Annotated in this window: 1 protein-coding gene; it reads left to right on the forward strand. The window is 46.9% G+C overall.

All coding sequences use genetic code 11. The features are described from left to right. On the forward strand, nucleotides 1-518 hold a 518-nt coding region (locus R7040_RS29925; protein WP_318098116.1), incomplete at both ends, for a molybdopterin-dependent oxidoreductase.

The raw sequence follows: 518 nt of genomic DNA on the forward strand, positions 1-518 counted from the left end.
GTTGTAAGTTGACCATGTTTGTCGATGAGCAACAAAACAAAATCCGCTATGTAAAAGGGGCGGATTCGCCAGTTAACCAAGGTATGCTATGCGTGAAAGGCCGTTTTGGTTTTGATTTCATTAGCAGCGAAGAGCGTTTAACGACACCACTGATTCGTAAAGATGGTTGGTTGCAGCCAGCAAGTTGGGACGAAGCGATTCAGCTAGTGGCTTCGAAGCTTTCGACCATCAAGCAAGATTTTGGTAACAACGCACTGGCCGGATTCTCTTCAGCGAAAACCACTAACGAAGATAACTACGCGTTTCAAAAATTCATCCGTCGTGAACTTGGTACGAACAACGTTGATCACTGCGCACGTTTGTGTCACGCATCAAGTGTGACAGGGCTTGAAGCATCGTTGGGGAGTGGTGCGATGACCAACGACATTCCAAGCATTAAGCATTCCGATGTGATCTTTATTATCGGTTCTGACACCACATCTGCGCATCCGATCATCGCTTCGCACATCAAACAGGCG

The organism is Vibrio sp. 1069, assembly GCF_033340555.1.